The sequence below is a fragment of the Pedobacter anseongensis genome (genome assembly GCF_037482965.1).
GTDB lineage: Bacteria > Bacteroidota > Bacteroidia > Sphingobacteriales > Sphingobacteriaceae > Pedobacter > Pedobacter anseongensis.
The window spans coordinates 288,727-303,893 of the sequence record NZ_JBBHKB010000004.1; the positions used below are offsets into that span (position 1 = coordinate 288,727).

General features: G+C 36.7%; 17 protein-coding genes and 1 tRNA gene. 6 read left to right on the forward strand and 12 right to left on the reverse strand.

The genetic code is table 11. The annotated features are described in order from the left end of the window. Nucleotides 1-69: 69 nt before the first annotated feature. The gene (locus WG904_RS15320; protein ID WP_339580213.1) at nucleotides 70-366 is read left to right on the forward strand and encodes a hypothetical protein; all 297 of its coding nucleotides are present in this window, start codon (nucleotides 70-72) and stop codon (nucleotides 364-366) included. Between the two features lie 234 nt (nucleotides 367-600). On the opposite strand, the gene WG904_RS15325 is transcribed toward WG904_RS15320, so the two are convergent. Both WG904_RS15325 and WG904_RS15330 read right to left on the reverse strand, forming a co-directional pair. Next, nucleotides 601-1,002, reverse strand: coding sequence for an SET domain-containing protein-lysine N-methyltransferase (locus WG904_RS15325; protein ID WP_339580214.1), 402 nt, complete (start codon nucleotides 1,000-1,002; stop codon nucleotides 601-603). Nucleotides 1,003-1,101: 99 nt separating this feature from the next. After that, nucleotides 1,102-1,410 carry a hypothetical protein gene (locus WG904_RS15330; RefSeq protein WP_339580215.1) on the reverse strand — a complete coding sequence of 103 codons (309 nt, stop codon included), beginning with the start codon at nucleotides 1,408-1,410 and terminating at the stop codon, nucleotides 1,102-1,104. A gap of 122 nt (nucleotides 1,411-1,532) precedes the next feature. On the opposite strand from WG904_RS15330, the gene WG904_RS15335 reads away from it, so the two are divergent. Next, the gene (locus WG904_RS15335; RefSeq protein WP_339580216.1) at nucleotides 1,533-1,946 is read left to right on the forward strand and encodes an EVE domain-containing protein; all 414 of its coding nucleotides are present in this window, start codon (nucleotides 1,533-1,535) and stop codon (nucleotides 1,944-1,946) included. Next, the gene (locus WG904_RS15340) at nucleotides 1,946-2,482 is read left to right on the forward strand and encodes a hypothetical protein (RefSeq protein WP_339580217.1); all 537 of its coding nucleotides are present in this window, start codon (nucleotides 1,946-1,948) and stop codon (nucleotides 2,480-2,482) included. Before WG904_RS15335 ends, WG904_RS15340 begins: the two co-directional genes overlap by 1 nt. Before the next feature lie 6 nt (nucleotides 2,483-2,488). Here WG904_RS15340 and WG904_RS15345 read toward each other — a convergent pair whose 3' ends face one another. Then, nucleotides 2,489-3,010: an acyl-CoA thioesterase gene (locus WG904_RS15345; protein WP_339580218.1), complete on the reverse strand. Its 522-nt coding sequence runs from the start codon at nucleotides 3,008-3,010 to the stop codon at nucleotides 2,489-2,491. A 145-nt stretch (nucleotides 3,011-3,155) separates the two neighbouring features. Between WG904_RS15345 and WG904_RS15350 the strand changes: the two genes are divergently transcribed. Then, nucleotides 3,156-4,664, forward strand: coding sequence for an alpha-amylase (locus WG904_RS15350; RefSeq protein WP_339580219.1), 1,509 nt, complete (start codon nucleotides 3,156-3,158; stop codon nucleotides 4,662-4,664). Here WG904_RS15350 and WG904_RS15355 read toward each other — a convergent pair. Next, nucleotides 4,636-5,895: a type IX secretion system plug protein gene (locus WG904_RS15355; RefSeq protein ID WP_339580220.1), complete on the reverse strand. Its 1,260-nt coding sequence runs from the start codon at nucleotides 5,893-5,895 to the stop codon at nucleotides 4,636-4,638. The genes WG904_RS15350 and WG904_RS15355 overlap by 29 nt on opposite strands. A gap of 29 nt (nucleotides 5,896-5,924) precedes the next feature. Continuing rightward, nucleotides 5,925-7,835, reverse strand: coding sequence for an ABC-F family ATP-binding cassette domain-containing protein (locus WG904_RS15360; protein ID WP_339580221.1), 1,911 nt, complete (start codon nucleotides 7,833-7,835; stop codon nucleotides 5,925-5,927). A 93-nt stretch (nucleotides 7,836-7,928) separates the two neighbouring features. Between WG904_RS15360 and WG904_RS15365 the strand changes: the two genes are divergently transcribed. Continuing rightward, on the forward strand, nucleotides 7,929-8,960 hold the full coding sequence (locus tag WG904_RS15365; protein ID WP_339580222.1) for a quinone-dependent dihydroorotate dehydrogenase: 1,032 nt from the start codon (nucleotides 7,929-7,931) through the stop codon (nucleotides 8,958-8,960). Here WG904_RS15365 and WG904_RS15370 read toward each other — a convergent pair. The 7 genes from WG904_RS15370 to WG904_RS15400 form a co-directional block, all read right to left on the reverse strand. Then, entirely contained in the window at nucleotides 8,957-9,313 is a 357-nt protein-coding gene (locus WG904_RS15370; RefSeq protein ID WP_339580223.1) for an iron chaperone, read from the reverse strand. The genes WG904_RS15365 and WG904_RS15370 overlap by 4 nt on opposite strands. 23 nt (nucleotides 9,314-9,336) lie before the next feature. Further along, on the reverse strand, nucleotides 9,337-10,524 hold the full coding sequence (locus WG904_RS15375; RefSeq protein WP_339580224.1) for a glycoside hydrolase family 27 protein: 1,188 nt from the start codon (nucleotides 10,522-10,524) through the stop codon (nucleotides 9,337-9,339). 92 nt (nucleotides 10,525-10,616) lie between these two features. Beyond that, entirely contained in the window at nucleotides 10,617-11,051 is a 435-nt protein-coding gene (locus WG904_RS15380) for an SRPBCC family protein (RefSeq protein ID WP_339580225.1), read from the reverse strand. A gap of 5 nt (nucleotides 11,052-11,056) precedes the next feature. Next, nucleotides 11,057-11,383 carry an ArsR/SmtB family transcription factor gene (locus WG904_RS15385; RefSeq protein WP_339580226.1) on the reverse strand — a complete coding sequence of 109 codons (327 nt, stop codon included), beginning with the start codon at nucleotides 11,381-11,383 and terminating at the stop codon, nucleotides 11,057-11,059. A 227-nt stretch (nucleotides 11,384-11,610) separates the two neighbouring features. Continuing rightward, a complete protein-coding gene (locus WG904_RS15390; RefSeq protein WP_339580227.1) occupies nucleotides 11,611-11,787 on the reverse strand; it encodes a spore protein in 177 nt (58 codons plus the stop codon). Nucleotides 11,788-11,825: 38 nt separating this feature from the next. Further along, a tRNA-Cys gene (locus WG904_RS15395) sits at nucleotides 11,826-11,896 on the reverse strand. Between the two features lie 87 nt (nucleotides 11,897-11,983). Beyond that, nucleotides 11,984-12,736, reverse strand: coding sequence for a TrmH family RNA methyltransferase (locus WG904_RS15400; protein ID WP_339580228.1), 753 nt, complete (start codon nucleotides 12,734-12,736; stop codon nucleotides 11,984-11,986). Here WG904_RS15400 and tamL point away from each other — a divergent pair. Continuing rightward, the gene (tamL, locus tag WG904_RS15405) at nucleotides 12,721-15,159 is read left to right on the forward strand and encodes a translocation and assembly module lipoprotein TamL (protein WP_339580229.1); all 2,439 of its coding nucleotides are present in this window, start codon (nucleotides 12,721-12,723) and stop codon (nucleotides 15,157-15,159) included. The genes WG904_RS15400 and tamL overlap by 16 nt on opposite strands. Nucleotides 15,160-15,167 lie beyond the last annotated feature (8 nt).

The window sequence follows — 15,167 nt, forward strand, 5'->3', positions numbered from 1 at the left end:
ACCCAGACTCTACAAACGGTTCCATTTATGCAGGCATTTGCTTATTTCAATAAAGGATAACTATTAATTATGATGCAACTATTTGATTTTTCTCTTCCCCCAATCGATAAGCAGGCGCTGGATTATTTGGATGCTACGGGTAAGTTCATTGTTATTCTGGGTTTGCCACTTGCTTACATACAATATAGAAGGGTGAAGAAGAAGGAAAAGAGCGATCGTGAATATAGAACCTACCATGCATTGGATGAGAAGTATTTAGAGTTTCAAAAGCTGTGCTTGGATCATCCATATCTTAATATTTTTGACATCCAGACTTTGACCCAAAAAAATTGGATGAACAGCAAAAGGAAGAGCTCATTTTATTGACAATGTTGTTTTCTATATTCGAACGAGCGTACCGTTTGTATTCGGATCAATATTCTGCAATCAAGAAAAAAAATGAATTGGCTGGGATTCCTATATCAAGTCTTATTGCGAACGCGAAAGCTTCCTACGGGCATGGGAAATCAGTGGGAATACATTTGATACTGATTTAAGTATATAAAAGAAAACATAAAACTTCAACAGCAGAAAGGATAGGCGGCAATGAAACGAATTTATTTAAAAATGGCTCTCAAACGCAACTCCATCGATACAAGTCTGGCAAATTTCAGTATAGTCAATCAATAACTCTTCTCCAGCTTCGACATCTACAGAAACAACTGAATGGACTATCAGATTTTGCACATCAAAATTATTTTTAGTGTTTGGTGTACTGGAATGGTTTGAAAACCTAGCATTATCTCCGCACAAGTACCAGTTCCCAGTAGTTTCTAAAAAACCATCATAGGAGATGTAGTCAGCAGCTATGGGATCTAGTTTGGCAAATTGCTCCACAGTAAAGAGCCTATCAAATTCTTCATTCCTTTTCCAGTAGACAGTCCCTTTGGGAAGAAACGATTTTGCAAAAAGCCCAAGGCCTTTTTTAGAGGTTGATTGAATAAAAGTTTCTACGAGAAGCACGATAATTAAAAGTTATCCTTTATTGGGAAGCAATCAGTTCGACATCAAAGGCCATTCTTGGATGCTTATCTCGTAGTAGCTGTTTCTGTTTAACACTGTTTACTCTCGTATTAATTGCAATTGCACATTGGTAAACGGGTTCCATCCCTTGCTTAGCATCTGGATAATAGCATCAACAGCGCCTACCGCTTTCTTTTTGATCGATATCCTCTTATCCCTGACTTCTCCAACTCCTCCTTTTCTAGCCCTGTCGGGAATTGCATAATTGTCCGGATCGGGCCAATAAAAATATATGAAAGGTTTGTTGGAATGTGTTATTTTTGCAGGGATCGATAGATGAAATTCCGTTCCGTTCCATTCCTTGATGAAATGGTTTTCGGACTGTGATTTGACATTGCTCGTTTTCATACTGTTTAAATTTTGAAAGTTTAAATCGTATGCACTGCGGAGGTGTCAACGGGATTGTCAGTATTTTTGTCAACGGTTTTGTCAACGATCGAAGAAAAAACACGCTTTAAACCGCTTTAAACATGCAAAAAACACAATATTGGCTAGTCAAATCAGAACCTTTTAAATACAGTTGGGAAAAATTCAATAAAGACGGACGGACATTTTGGGATGGGGTGCGAAATTATCAGGCACGTAATAACCTCAGAGAGATGAAGGAGGGCGATTTGGTGCTGTTTTACCATAGTAACGATGGTAAAAATGTAGTAGGTGTTGCAAAAGTAGTTAAGGAGGCATATCAAGATCCAACTACGAGCGATCCAAATTGGGTAGTGGTAGATTTAGTGCCAGTTCAGGCGTTAGATAAGCCTGTAACTCTTGAGCAAATTAAGGCCGAAGAAAGTTTAAAAGATATATCTTTAGTTAGACAAGGAAGATTATCGGTAATGCCTTTAAAAGCCACAGAATTTGATAAAATACTGGAAATGGGAAGCTAGTGAAATCAATACATATCTATCTTATATTCTTTTTATTAGTATGCTCTATCTCAAGTTTTGCTCAATATAAAAAATATGAAGTAAAAGTTGTGCTAGATAGTATTAAAAATGTTAAAGGTACGCTCCAAAAAGTATCAGGAGAGGGAATTGCTGTAGAAGATTTTCGTGGTAATTATTATATTTTTAAAGCCAAAAATATTGTCAAAATCAAGGTTCGTTATAAAGGATTAACAGTTGTAGAAGGTTTAGGTACCGGTGCAGCTATCGGAGCTGCAGCTGGTGTCGCCATCTTCTTTACGGGCGATGGTGTAGATAGCTCTTTTGATAAATTCGGCGACAAATTGGCTGGGACTGCTTTTTTAGCTGGAGTTGGTGCTATTGGTGGTACACTTGGCGGATTGCTAGGGGAAGCGCTGAACACGAAGATAATTCTGTCCTTATATGGCGATACTCAAAAATTCAAAAAAGAATACCATAAGCTTGAAAAATATTCGAAAGCGTATGATTTAGAGAAGCCGGCGATAACTAAGAATTAGCTAAATTTATTCTTTAAAAAACAAGGCTTTTAACTCACTCGCATCATTGGGTTCCATTTTTCCACCTAAAATTAAACGTAGTTGCCTACGACGTAATGCGCCATTATACAATTCAATTTCATCGTTGGTTTCTGGTTTTAGCTCTGGAACAGGAATTGTTCTTCCACTTTGATCTACTGCCACAAAAGTATAATATGCCTCATTTGATTTTGCTCTCGTTCCAGACGGAATGTTTTCTGCCCAAACATCTAAACGAACTTCTACTGAGGTATTAAATGATCGGGTTACTTTAGCTTCGATGGTAATTACATCACCCAGTTTAATCGCATGTTTAAATGATACATTGTCAACCGATGCCGTTACTACAATTCTATTGCAATGTTTTTGAGCAGAAATCGCAGCCGCAATATCCATCCAATGTAATAAACGACCACCCATTAAATTGTTCAAGGTGTTGGTATCGTTTGGCAATACCAGTTCGTTCATAATGGTGAATGATTCTTTCGGATGTTTTACTTTTATGCTCATAATGTTGCAAAAGTACGGAAAATGTGGCAGAATGCGAAAGGCTGATAGCTCATGGACCATCATCCATAAGCCTTCAGCCCACAAATAATGTCATTAATCAAGAACTTTTCTTAAGCTTTACTGTTATCTTACCTAAAATCCATTTATGCAAAACCAAACGCTCATCCAATATTTTCATTGGTATTATAACGAACCGGATAATTTGTGGGTTAAGGCGGCTAAAGAAGCCGAAAATTTAAAGCAACTCGGTATTACCACCGTTTGGTTTCCACCAGCAAATAAGGGAAGTAATGGGGGCTATTCTGTAGGCTACGATTCGTACGACCTGTACGACCTTGGGGAATTCGATCAAAAGAATACGATTAATACCAAGTACGGTAGCAAAGATGAGTATCTTGCTGCTATCAAAAAACTTCATGAAAACCAAATTGGCGTTTTAGCCGATACCGTTTTTAATCATAAGGCGGGTGGTGATGAATTAGAAAGCATAACCGTTAGAAAAGTAAACGAAGAGAATAGAGAAGAATTTATCTCCGAAGAAATGGAAATTGAAGCTTGGACTAAATTTACCTTTCCCGGACGAAAGGGTCAGTATTCAAATTTTATATGGGATCGTCAATGCTTTAGCGGCGTAGACTGGGCACAAAATTTAAACGAATCGGCAATCTTTTCCATCATAAACGAATATGGAGATAGTTGGGAGAACGTTCCTTCTAAGGAATTGGGAAATTACGATTACCTTATGTTTAATGATATCGACTATCGTAACGCTGCGGTTAAACAAGAGTTAAAAAACTGGGGACATTGGTATTACGAAACCACCAAAATAGATGGGTTTAGATTAGATGCGGTAAAACACATTTCGTCTGATTTTGTGAAAGAATGGATAGATGATATGAAAACTACATATGATCGGGATTTCTTTTTTGTAGCCGAAAATTGGAATATTGTTGATGTTGAAGAACTGGAAGAATATATTGAAATAACTGGAGGTAGAACACAATTATTCGACTCCTTATTGCATCATAATTTTTATTTAGCGTCGAAAGCCGGGAGGGATTACGATTTGAACACTATTTTCGATAATACACTTGTGCAAAGAAACCCAATGATGGCCGTTACCTTCGTCGATAATCACGATTCTCAACCTCTTCAAGCTTTGGAATCGTTCGTTGAGTTTTGGTTTAGACCCTTAGCCTATGCTATGATTTTGCTGCGAGAAGGAGGTATACCTTGTGTTTTTTACACGGATGTTTATGGCGCAAACTACGAAGACAATGATACAACTGTAGAATTAATTGGCGTTAAAGAACTTCATGAGTTGTTAAACATCAGAACCCATTTTTCTTATGGTACTCAAATCGATTATTTGGATCATAACAATTGTATTGGGTGGACAAGGGCCGGTGATGAAGAACATCCAAATTCAGGCATTGCGGTAGTGATGAGTAATGGTGATGAAGGGTTTAAAGAAATGGAAATTGGTGCTCAATTTTCAGGAAAAACATATATTGATGCGCTAGGATATAGACAAGAAGAAGTAACCTTAAACGAGAACGGAAAAGGAGAGTTTCGTTGTAATGCAGGAAGTGTTTCGGTTTGGGTGCTTAAAAGTTCATTGATGATTAATGAACCGATGAACGAACTTGGCTGAAACCCACTAATTCTTCCCATCTGCCACCGGGTTTGCGATAATACACAAATACTTGATAACTGTTGTCGGTTTCAAAGAATGAGCCTTCAAAAACCGTATCATCGAATTTTCCATCTTCGGTAAGCCAAACATATTTATAATCGTATACTCCTTGTTTTAACTTTAAGTTTATAAAATATTTCCTTTTAGTTAAATCGTAAACTAATTTATTTGCAGGTTCAATGGTATAATTATTGAATCGGCCTAAAACATAAATCGAACCTTTATTATTAGGGGGTATAACACTTAAACTAAAAATAACTTTTGCATAATCGCTATCCGTATCACGATCTCTTCCATCTTGGTTACGGATAAAGAAATTCCCATTTTCATCGAATTGGTTGCTATATTTTGAAGTACTTAACGTACCATCCGTAAATAATACCGCAGTGTTAATTGTGTCTACATAAATATCTTGAACATGTTCTGCTTTATAGCGAAAGCTACGGATGTCGAATTTCCTGAACTCGTTTCCAGCCCAAAATTCATTCGCATTTAATTCATTATACACCAACGATCCTGGTTTAATAAAATTCGGTTCTGTGTTTAAAATGGCTGTATTTGCAACAAAGTTTTGCATCACCACTGCTTTAATATCTTGAGATGGGTTTTGAATAGGCATTTGATGAAAAAGAGTGAAATTAACTTTCTGCTTTTTATAACGATCGGCCACGTTACTACTTGCAACGATTTCGGCACCTACATTCAAAACTGGGTCGAGTACATAAAATCGCTGTGAAATAACGGGCTTATTTTTATCACCATTTTCATACACCTTTAGCAGGTAATTTCCAGCAATCTTTGGCTTAATTTGTTCATTTGGAAGTTTGAGCTCGTAATGGGTAAACTTTTGCAGCGTATTAAAAGAATATCGGTACTTGGTGATGATATCTTCATTAAAACTTTCTAAATAATCGATTGGGTTAATTTTGGAAGCTTTCCAGTCTGATGTACAATGTTCTACCGTATAGCTAAAACCACGATTACCACCTCTTAGATCGTCGAAACCAACGGTTAGCGTTTCGCCACTTTTAAGGGTATAAAGGGGAATAGATTGTTCTTTTTTAGTATTGTAGCATTCTACTGTTTTTATGCTCGTTTGGTACACTTTATTTTCATAAACAAAAGGTTGATTTTGCGCAAATCCTTGCAAAGCAATGAAAATAAACAATAAAAATGGTGCTAACTTCAAATCTTTCAATTTATAATGACTCTAACCACCTAACCCTCCAATTCCATAATTTCGCTTGCTAGTTCTTCCCATGTTTTTTGGGCATGATCTAACAACGTTTTCTCCGCTAAATAACGCTTATTTGTTTCATCTAGTTTATGGGCATTTGAATAAACCTCTTCACTAGCCAATTCTGCCTCTACCGCTTTAACGCTTGCTTCGAAGGTAGCAATTTCTTCTTCGGTACGTTTTAACTTCTCATTAAGTTTTTTTAGTTGCTGTTGTGCATTTGCAGGAGCTTGTTCAACAGGTTTTTTCTTTTCTTCTGTAACAGGTTTTACCGGAATGGGTTTCGGTGCAGGAATTACTCTTTTGCTATTCCATTCTTCATATTCTGCATAGGTACCCGGATATTCTTTAATTTTTTCTTCCTCAATAAACCAAATCTTATTCGCTACATGATCTAAGAAATAGCGATCGTGGGATACGGAAATGAAAGTACCTTCGTATTGTTGTAAAGCTTGAATTAAAATATTTACCGATTGTATATCTAAGTGATTGGTAGGCTCATCCAAAATCAAGAAATTCGAATCTGTGGTTAACGATTTCGCTAGAGCTACTCTAGATTTTTCGCCTCCAGATAATACCTTAATTTTTTTGAAAACATCATCACCAGTAAACAAAAAGCAACCTAAAATACCTCTCAGTTCAGTATCGGTATGCTTCGGAGCAAAAGCTTGCAATTCTTCTAAGATGGTATTCTCTAAATGCAATGACTCTAATTGGTGCTGTGCAAAAAAGGTAGTGCTAACATTATGGCCAGTTTCAATTTTTCCGTCAAAACCTTCAGTGCCTGCAATCATCCTTAACAAAGTAGATTTACCTTTACCGTTTGCTCCAATTAAAGCAATTTTATCGCCTTTTTCTATTACACCTTCGGCATCATCTAAAATATCGACGTTGGGATAGCTTTTCGAAGCATTTTCAATTCGCACAACATGTCTGCCAGAAGGTTTTGAGAATTTAAAACTAAAGTTTACGGTAGGATTATCGTTATCAACATCTTCTACACGTTCCATTTTATCTAAAGCTTTCATCCGCGATTGCGCCATTTTAGCCTTACTGGCTTTTGCCTTAAAACGTTCGATTAAACGCTCTTCTTGTTTAATCTTAGCTTGTTGATTTTTAAATTCTCCCTTTTGAATTTCGCCGCGTAATTCTTTTTCTTCTACATAGAACGAATAATTTCCAGCATACACGGTTAGTTTTCCTTTTCTAGATTCTACAGTTTTACGAACAATTTTATCTAAGAAATACCGATCGTGAGATACAATCACAATTGCTCCTTCAAAACCACCCAAATAGTTCTCTAGCCACTTAATTGATGGTAAATCCATGTGGTTGGTAGGCTCATCAAGTAAAAGGATATCAGGAGTTTGCAGTAAAATTTTTGCTAACATTACACGCATCCTCCAACCTCCAGAAAAGGTATTTAACGGTCGATGTTGATCTTCGGTACTAAAACCTAAACCCGCTAAAATTTCATTTGCACGGTATTCAATGCTATACCCATCCAACGCTTCAAACTCTTGTTGTTTGTCGCTCAGCTTATATAAGGTCTCTTCACTGTAATCGGTTTCAATTTTCTTTAACAGTTCTTCAATCTCATCGTGCAATTGGTTTTGGCGCTCAAAAGCCTCCATGGCCACATGCAAAATGGTATGATGCGATTCGTAAGAAAGTAAATCTTGATTTAAATAACCAATTTTTAAATCTTTAGCCATCGAAATGCTGCCCGATGAGGGAGCATATTCGCCAACAATAATTTTTAGTAAAGTAGACTTTCCGGTACCATTAGCACCGATTAAGCCAACTCTATCGCCTGGCTTAATGTGCCAGTTTGCTTCGTCGTATAAGGCCCTAGAGCCAATTAAGAAGGTTAAATCGTTTATAGAAATCATTTCAAGCGCAAAAATACGGATTTTTGATATACAATCACTAACCTATTCCCCAATTCCTATTTCCCATTTCCTAAAAATTAATATCTTTGCCCCATGTATCGCCTCGTTAAACCTGTCTTTTTTCAATTTGATCCAGAAAAGGTTCATTACTTTGTAGTTAAGCGATTAAAGTGGTTTCATGATTATTTTCCTTTAGGGAAAACTATTCTACGCAGTTGCTTCGATATTCATTTAAAAGGTTTAGAGCGGGAGGTTTTCGGATTACAGTTTAAAAATCCGGTAGGCTTAGCTGCAGGTTTCGATAAAAATGGCGAATATGTTGAAGCTTTAAGTAACCTTGGTTTTGGTTTTATCGAAGTGGGTACTGTAACTCCATTACCTCAACCGGGTAACGATAAGCCCCGCATGTTCCGTTTGCAAGAAGATAGTGCCATCATTAACCGAATGGGTTTCAATAACAAAGGGGTTGATGTAATGGCAGAGCGGTTACGCTTATTAAAAGAAAAAGAGCCAAACATTATTGTTGGTGGCAATATAGGCAAAAACAAAAATACCCCTAATGAAGATGCTACTAGCGATTATATAAAATGCTTCGATCGTTTGTTCGATGTGGTCGATTATTTTGTAGTGAATGTTAGTTCGCCAAATACACCTGGATTAAGAGCGCTCCAAGAAAAAGAGCCCTTAAAAGAATTACTTAATACGCTACAACTACGCAACCGTAAAAATGATGTATCTCGCCCTATACTGTTAAAAATAGCACCCGATTTAACCAACGAGCAATTAGACGATATCGTTGAGATTGTAAAAGAAACACGAATTGCTGGCGTAATTGCAACAAACACTACCATTGATCGTAATGGCCTATACACCGAAGAACAGCTTAAGAATGAAATGGGGGGGCTAAGTGGTAAACCCCTAGCTAAACGATCTACTGAAGTTATTCGTTATTTAGCTAAAAAATCTGAGAAAGCATTTCCCATTATCGGTGTAGGGGGCATTCATTCTCCAGCAGATGCGAAAGAAAAAATAGCTGCTGGTGCTTCTTTAGTGCAGCTTTATACAGGCTTTATCTATGAGGGACCAGGGCTCATTAAACGAATTTGTAAAGAACTGGTAGTTTAACTCTTTTTAAGTTGCATTTCGGCCCTAAACATTGTAATTCTAGCAATGAGATCTAAAGGCATGGGTTGGTTTAACGGAAATTGTACCGAACCTTTTGCGCCTTTATAGGCGGATAGCTCTTCCTTAAAAGCATCAATCCCCTGTGGGGCAGGATACAAACCGATGTGATTTTTATAACCAGCAAAATGGATTAAATTTCCATTTAGGTAAAAGGTTGGCATGCCATAGCTTATTTTTTCTGTTGCCTCTGGGGCAGCATGTTGTATGGTTTCGCGAATTTGTTGCAATTGCTCTTGAACATGGGCAGGGAAGCCCGCAATGTACTCGTCGATTGTGGTTAGCTTTGTTTCCATGAACTAAAAATACGAAACAAAAATTATTTTGTCGAAGAAATTTTATACATCAATACACCATGTGGGGCCGCTTTTCTAGTTATAAAATTTGAAATCGTTGCATTTTTCTTCGTCCACAAATCGCTAATCACCACTTTTCCAGTTTCATTAATGTCTTTTAGGTTAAGGGTTAGTTCAGCATCAACATCTTTTTTATTGAATAAAATAACAGCTTTTGATCCGTCGCTTAATTTCTTAACCCAAATTTCGTAATCTTTTTCATTAATTATTCGGCTTCCCTGTAGGCCTGCTTTGTCTTGATTAATGGCGATTACCTCTTTATTCATTAGAATGGCCTTAATCTTTGGCTCCATCGTTCTCACATCAACGCTCAATAATAAGGGTGCTGCAATTAGACTCCAAAAGCTAAACTGTGCTTGTTGCTCTGCCAAGGTTTGTTCGTTTTTGCGTGGATAGCCCACGATTAAATTATCGGGATCGTTCCAATGGCCATTGCCGGCGTAAGATTCTTTTCCTACTACCTGTTGTAAATTAGCGTACCATAGGTTGTAGGTAACAACTGGATTTCTATCAATATTCTGAACGATATCGCCTCCAGTGCGCCACATAGTGGCCACTTTACTCGCCCATAAATGGGTGTCATTGCTGCCAAATACACAAACTTCGTATTGCATTTGTCGACCAGTTTTTTTGATCGCATTAATCATTCTCAGGTTTAATTCTTGATCACTGTGACCTTCTTTTTTGCCGCAGGCATCATATTTCAAATAATCAACTCCCCATTCTGCATAGGTTTTTGCATCAATTTCTTCGTGATTATAACTTCCGGGATAACCTGCACAAGTTAAGCTACCGTTAGAAGAATAAATACCCAGTTTAAGTCCTTTCTTGTGGAGATAATCAGCAAGCTGTTTAATTCCACTCGGAAATCTTATTTTGTCCGCAAACTGTCTGCCTTCTTGATCTCGTTCTTTTGCCATCCAACCATCATCCAATTGAAGAAGGGTGTAACCGGCGTCTCGAAGTCCAGTTTTAACCATCGCATCAGCAACTTCCTTGATTTGCTCCTCGTTGATGTTGTCGATGAAGGTATACCAGCTCATCCATCCCATGGGCGGGGTTGGTGAAGGAGCTAATGACTGTGCGGAAAGTGATTTGATCTGTAAACTAAAAGTGCTGACTAAAATTAATAGCTTTAAATATGCCTTCATTTGGTTTGGGAATAATTAAATGAATTTAGCTAATGGGATCGATGGGTATACTATAGTAGTAATTTAATCCATTATTTTAATAACTGCAGATACTATTCTTCGCCTTCTAAATATCCTTTTAATGCGGTGTATAGGAAATAGGTCCAGCCCTCATTGAAATTGTTTGAGGAGAAGTCTTTTCCCGATTCGGCAAAAGTTTCTAGTCCTGTATGCGTTATTCGAACTAAAGTTTTGTCTTCTTTTTCAAAAAGTTCCCAGGTTACAATTGAGTTTCCCGGATAGTTGTCATATCGCCAGGTATAGGCTATTTTTTTGTTTTCGATCACTTCAATTACTTCGCATAAATGCAAATATTGGATACCGTCTTCAGGTCCGCCTAAAAAATTGAATTTAAAACCGACTTTCGCTTTAAAATTTTCAAGATTAAAGTACCATTTTTTCATTTCTTCATTAATGGTTAATGCATTCCATACTTTGGCGATAGGGGCGTTAAACAATCGTTCTACAATTACAGGTTTTGTACTCATTTTTATTATGGTTTAGGTTTAACTTTAAATTCATCCACTAAATGAACTTCTAAGGCATCCAATTTGTTGGTCCAAAAAACTCTATATTTTTCTATCCAATTCGAAACTTCACTTAATTTTTGAAATTTCACATGGCAGATTCGTTCCCTTCCATCTTTTTCGATCGCCACTAGTCCACATTCCGTTAAAATTTTAATATGTTGGGAAACGGCCGATCGGCTCATTTCGAAATTATCGGCAATGGCATTTAGATTTAAAGCGTTAAATGCAATCAAATTTATAATTTCCCTTCGTGTGGGGTCGGCAATTGCCTGAAAAACGTCTCTTCTCATAATATGTAAGCATTTGCTTACAAATATATAGGTAAGTAATCACTTACGCAAATTTTTAAAGAAAAAAATTTTCAAAATGGTTAATGGAAAATGGGTGTGGATTTGGGCGCTTAAATCGACCGCAAAAGACGTAGAGAGCTGTTAAAAACCCAAAAACCATGACGCACAAAAAAGCATCCTAGAATTAAATCAAAGATGCTTTTTAATACGTTAAAGAAGACGAACGATTAAGCGGAAGCGGTAAGTTTAGCTAATACCTCATTGTTTTTAGCTAATTGATCTTTGGTAGATTGTTTCGAACGACTTCCTAATTCGATGTTAGTAGCTAATTTCAACGTTTTAACTTCTAAACGAGAAACATTTTTATTGTATCTGTCTTTTCTTTTTAATCTTGTAACTGCCATGATAATGCGTTTTTTATTTCTTAATTAATATAAACCTGAGGTCGAGAGCGGATTCGAACCGCTGTAGAAGGTTTTGCAGACCTCTGCCTAGCCACTCGGCCACTCGACCCTTTAAATTCAAGGTTGCAAAAATAGTAATTATATGCGAGGATGCAAAAAGAATGCGAATAAAATTAGGTGAATACTTGTTAACATATTAACGTTTTAAGCTCAATTTTGCTAATTCACTGCAGATTATACCTGCAGAGATGGCAACATTTAGTGATTCGGCGCTCCCGATTCGCGGAATAGTAATGGGAATAGTAATCTTTTTAATCAACTGTTCAGAAATGCCATGTCCCTCATTTCCTAATAAAATTAATCCATCGCTTCCCCAATCCGTATCGTAAATGGAGTTTCCTTCGAGTAATGCTCCAAAAATGGGCAGATTCGTTTCCTTCAAAAAAACAGTTAAATCTGTATAAAAAATGTTCATTCGTGCCAGCGAACCCATGGTAGCCTGTATGGTCTTAGGGTTAAAAACTTCTACCGTATGTTCAGAACAAATAATGGTGTTAATTCCGAACCAATCTGCTGTTCTAATTATTGTTCCAAAATTACCCGGGTCTTGCACGTCGTCTAACACCAATGCGAATTTATTTTTTAACGAGCTCGCCTCTAATTTTTGGCCGGAAGGGATGTTTACCAATGCAAGAATACCTTGAGGCGTTTGAAGTGTACTAATCTTCTCCAATTCGGCGTTGTTTACCTCGAATAACTTTATATTTGCTGGGAATTTAGGTAAAGATGAGAAATAAGTAGGGTTGTAATAAATACTATGCAATTGGTAATTTGAATTCGTAAATTCTACAATAGATTTTATACCTTCAATACAAAATAGCCCATTTTCTTTTCGGTACTTTTTTTGATGTAAAGATTTAATAAAACTGATTTGTGATTTTGAAAGCATACACGTATAACTATAAACAACAGGTACAAATTCTTACAATATTACTATTTATTCTTGTTTTTATAGCAGGTTGTTCTTCCACAAAGTATATTCAAGATTATCAATCTATCGTAACCAAGGTTAAAATAGATAGTGTAGATAAGCAATTTCTAGAGCAGGCTAATAATTACGTTCAAAAAGATATTAGGCCATCTGGGGTAATCGGTTTAAATGTAAAGGTTTATAATATTTTCAATACTAAGAACGGCAAATACAAAACAGCCAATATCAAACCACTAGGCTCGCCGCCACCAATTTTGGATAGTACTTTGGTAGAAATTTCCCGTAGTCAGATCGAAAAATTCTTGAAAAGTAAGGGATATTTTAATGCAAAGGTAAAATCTGAAATCAAGGTAAAGAAAAAGAAAGCTGAGCTTCGATTTGTAGCAAATCCGGGTCAGCCTTTCTACATAAATAAATTAACTTACGAAATTCCTGACCCTATTGTTAAATCGCTCTATTTATCAAAGAAAGCAGCATTTACACATTTGCACGAAGGTAAGCGGTACGACGAAGATTCATTAGCCTACGAAAGAGATCAGATTTATCAGGTGATGCGACAAAATGGATATTTTCTTTTCGAACGTCCATATGTACGATATGAACCAGATTCGAACCAGAACAATAGCAAAGTGAGTGTGAAGTTAATTATTGATAATCCGCTTAATGGAACAAAACATAAGGTATTTACGATAGACACTTCGAATGTAATCATTGCCGAAAATTCAGAAGGGTTTTTTAATCGTGATCGATTATCAGATTCCTTAAAAAATAAGCGAGCATTTAGAGGTATTCGTTATATCGATCTCTCGAATAAGTTTAGAAGAAACCCAATTGTACGTTATAATTTTATCCGAGAAGGCGAAATCTATGATATCACAAAAGAGAATTTAACCTACGATAGGCTGTATCAGCTTAATGTGTTTAAGAATGTAAAAATAGATTACACTTTGGCGAAAGACAGTAGCAACAAGATAAATCCTGTCATTTTTTTAGTTCCGCAAAAGCGGATGAGTAATCGTGTTGAAGGTGAGATCCCCTTTAACAGTGGTACAGTAGGCTTTACACTGAGTAATACCTACATCAATAATAACTTTTTAAAAGGAGCTGAGCGTTTTCAATTTCAGGTAAAAGGCGGATTACAGTCGAGAAGAGGGGATGGTAAATCGATATTTAACGATATTTATCAACGCGATTTTTCGGTTAGTGCAAGTTTATCTGTTCCGAGACTCATGATTCCTTTTGTTAACATCCCGATGATGGGAAAAAATGGAATGCCTTATACCACATTTTCAACCAGTTATTTATATGCATTGCAAAAGGACATAACCGATCGTCGAATTTTTATTAACTCGGTAAGTTACGATTGGGTAGAGACGAAATCGAAATTACATTCCTTTACTCCGCTTAACGTCGAATATCGCTTTGGTAGCATACTAATCGATACTGTCGATAAAAGTGATATCAATAAATATAACGCAAATAAACAATTATTAGAAAGTAATTCTTATAATATCAAATTACTAGGACGTAAAGACTTTACCCTTGGGATGAAGTATGCGTATACCCTAAACGGTGAAAAATTATTACAAAATAGTTCATTTGTTTACTTTAAGGGCAATATAGATATAGCGGGTAACCTTTTACAACTTACCTCCAACGCCTTTGGTACTAAACACGATGCTAAGAATGGTGATTTCGGGAAGATTTTTGGCCTGCCTTTTAATCAATATCTTCGTCCCGAAATAGATGTGCGTTGGTACAAAAACTTGGGGGGCGACCGACAATTTATTGCGAGGCTGAATACGGGGGTAGGTTATGCGTATGGAAATTCTATTTCGGTGCCTTTTGAAAAATTATTCTACGCCGGTGGTTCGAGCGGCATACGTGCTTGGCAAGCTAGAACTTTGGGGCCTGGGAATTATAATCGTGATGTAATCCCAAGTGCGATTGCAAGAAACTCATCGTTCGGTATTGATCAACTTGGGCAGATGCGAATTGAAACCAATTTGGAATACCGTTATTTACTGGTAAATAAGTTATTTGGGGGTAAATTAAAAGGGGCTGCTTTTGTTGATATGGGAAACATTTGGAACATATCTTCCGGTAATCCTCGGCCAGAAACTTATTTCAAACTCGACAAATTAGGCAAACAGATCGCTATCGGTACTGGTTTAGGATTTAGGTACGATGTAGAATTTTTTGTGTTTAGATTCGATTTGGGTCTTAAACTTAAAGATCCTCAATTCGTAGGTTCAGAACAATGGGTAATTAGCAAGTACCTAAACGGAGGAAAGACATTTAAAGAAAATTATTTTATTACGCACAACCCAGATGTGTATCGTTTTATGCAATATAATTTCGGGATTGGATTTCCTTTTTAACAACTCAA

Bases quoted from the DNA above. Each gene is read 5' to 3' on its own strand.
- WG904_RS15375 (WP_339580224.1), bottom strand. From the start codon at position 10,524: ATGAAGGCATATTTAAAGCTATTAATTTTAGTCAGCACTTTTAGTTTA.
- WG904_RS15350 (WP_339580219.1), top strand. From the start codon at position 3,156: ATGCAAAACCAAACGCTCATCCAATATTTTCATTGGTATTATAACGAA.
- WG904_RS15385 (WP_339580226.1), bottom strand. From the start codon at position 11,383: ATGAGAAGAGACGTTTTTCAGGCAATTGCCGACCCCACACGAAGGGAA.
- WG904_RS15335 (WP_339580216.1), top strand. From the start codon at position 1,533: ATGCAAAAAACACAATATTGGCTAGTCAAATCAGAACCTTTTAAATAC.
- WG904_RS15370 (WP_339580223.1), bottom strand. From the start codon at position 9,313: ATGGAAACAAAGCTAACCACAATCGACGAGTACATTGCGGGCTTCCCT.
- WG904_RS15345 (WP_339580218.1), bottom strand. From the start codon at position 3,010: ATGAGCATAAAAGTAAAACATCCGAAAGAATCATTCACCATTATGAAC.
- WG904_RS15365 (WP_339580222.1), top strand. From the start codon at position 7,929: ATGTATCGCCTCGTTAAACCTGTCTTTTTTCAATTTGATCCAGAAAAG.
- WG904_RS15330 (WP_339580215.1), bottom strand. From the start codon at position 1,410: ATGAAAACGAGCAATGTCAAATCACAGTCCGAAAACCATTTCATCAAG.
- WG904_RS15390 (WP_339580227.1), bottom strand. From the start codon at position 11,787: ATGGCAGTTACAAGATTAAAAAGAAAAGACAGATACAATAAAAATGTT.
- WG904_RS15360 (WP_339580221.1), bottom strand. From the start codon at position 7,835: ATGATTTCTATAAACGATTTAACCTTCTTAATTGGCTCTAGGGCCTTA.
- WG904_RS15320 (WP_339580213.1), top strand. From the start codon at position 70: ATGATGCAACTATTTGATTTTTCTCTTCCCCCAATCGATAAGCAGGCG.
- WG904_RS15400 (WP_339580228.1), bottom strand. From the start codon at position 12,736: ATGCTTTCAAAATCACAAATCAGTTTTATTAAATCTTTACATCAAAAA.
- WG904_RS15380 (WP_339580225.1), bottom strand. From the start codon at position 11,051: ATGAGTACAAAACCTGTAATTGTAGAACGATTGTTTAACGCCCCTATC.